Source organism: Micromonospora sp. CPCC 206060, from assembly GCF_036906895.1.
Taxonomy (GTDB): Bacteria; Actinomycetota; Actinomycetes; order Mycobacteriales; family Micromonosporaceae; genus Micromonospora.
In genome coordinates this window covers 1-1,780 of sequence record NZ_JBAKHU010000201.1, presented here as the reverse complement: position 1 = coordinate 1,780, position 1,780 = coordinate 1, and the positions used below count along the sequence as shown (strand labels likewise).

1 protein-coding gene is annotated in these 1,780 nt (G+C 72.6%); it reads left to right on the top strand.

All coding sequences use genetic code 11. From position 1 onward, the window contains the following. Positions 1–558: 558 nt before the first annotated feature. A partial coding sequence (locus V6U90_RS33225) for a glycosyltransferase (RefSeq protein WP_442933720.1) occupies positions 559–1,780 on the top strand: 1,222 nt, incomplete at its 3' end.

Genomic DNA, 1,780 nt, shown 5'->3' with positions numbered 1-1,780 from the left:
GCGGGCGGTGCGGGCGGTGTTGGCTGATCCGGGTCGGTACCGGGCGGCGTACGACCGGCCGGGTCTGTTGGAGAACTGGACGTGGGAGGCGCAGGCGCGGGTGCTGGACGCGGTGTACTCCCGGCTCCTGCCGGACCGTTCCAGCCGCGCCTGACACCGACCTGCCGGACCGTTCCAGCCGCGCCTGACACCGACCTGCCGGACCGTTCCAGCCGCGCCTGACACCGACCTGCCGGACCGTTCCGTCGCCGGCTGAGACTGCGCCGCCCGGTGGGAGCACGATCAGCATCGTTGGATAGTCTCCGTGCCGGTCTGACGGTTTCGCCGGTCGGTGTCCGCTTCGGTAACGTTTCCCGGCGCGGTGACGCTGTCTGGGCAGAGGCGGATCTGTCCGGTCCGGCGCACCCCCGGGCCGGCCGGCTGACGCCGGCCATACCGGCGGTAGCCAGGCCAGACGACCACTAACGTTCATGATCAGTTGGCTGGCCGTCACGATGGTTGGCTACCGTACACTCGCCGGGGTCCTCCGCAGCCCGACGGGAGAGGCAGAAGACGCAGATGAACTTCGACGGCGCTGCCGGGGCGCGGCGTACCCGGGGCCGGGTTGTCATGCTGGTGGACAACGGCGTCAACGGGGATTCCCGGGTGCAGAAGGCGGCGCGTAGCGCGGCCGAGGCGGGCTGGGAGGTCGTCCTGCTCGGCAAGTCCCCGGTGACCCAGCCGCAGAGTTGGCGCCTGGGCGACGCCGAGGTGCGCCTGCTGGTCATGCCCGACCCGCTGGCCCGGCGCCGGCACGAGTTCCGTCGAGCCTGGCTGCGCTGGCCGCTGGCGTACCCGCCCAGCGGGATCGCCGCGCACCGGGCCCAGGCGGTCAAGGCCTGGCAGACCGACCTGCGGATGCGCGCCGCCGAGCTGACCCTGGCCACCCGCGCCGGCGCCGGCGGTGGCAAGGTCAAGCTGCGCCAGCAGGCCCTGCGGGCCGAGCAGATCGCCGCCGGGCTGACCCGCAAGTGGGTGTCGTTCCGCTACTGGCAGCTCACCCGGGCCCGCAAGGGGCGCAAGCTGCGCAGCCCGTGGGACCGGGCGTACACGATCTTCTGGCAGAAGATGTACGGCGACGGCGCCTGGCGGAAGCTGGAGCCGGGCCTGTGGGACTACGAGTTGGCCTACGGCCCGGTCATCGACGAGCTGGCGCCGGATCTGATCCACGCGAACGACTTCCGGATGCTGGGCGTCGCCGCGCGGGCCAAGATCCGGGCCGCCGCCCAGGGCCGGTCGATCAAGGTGGTCTGGGACGCCCACGAGTTCCTCCCCGGCATCAAGCCCTGGCAGGACAACGCCCGCTGGCTGCCGGCGCACTGCGCGCACGAGCGGGAGTACGCCCCCTACGCGGACGCGGTGATGACCGTCTCCGAGTCGCTGGCCGAACTGCTCGCCTCGACCCACCGGCTGACCGCGACCCCGGCCGTGGTGCTCAACGCGCCGGCCGCCGAGCACGGCCCGACCGGCGCCGAGGCCGAACCGCTCCCGGAGCTGCGGGCGCGATGCGGGATCGGCCCGGACACGCCGCTGCTGGTGTACAGCGGTGCCGCCGCCAAGCAGCGTGGCCTGGGGATCATGGTGGAGGCGCTGCCGCAACTCCCCGGCATGCACGTCGCCCTGGTGGTCAACAAGCCGGACGGGCCGTACCTGACCGAGGTCAAGGCGCGGGCCGCGAAGCTGGGCGTGGCGGATCGGGTGCATGTGTTGCCGTATGTGGCGCACTGGCAGGTGGTGCCGT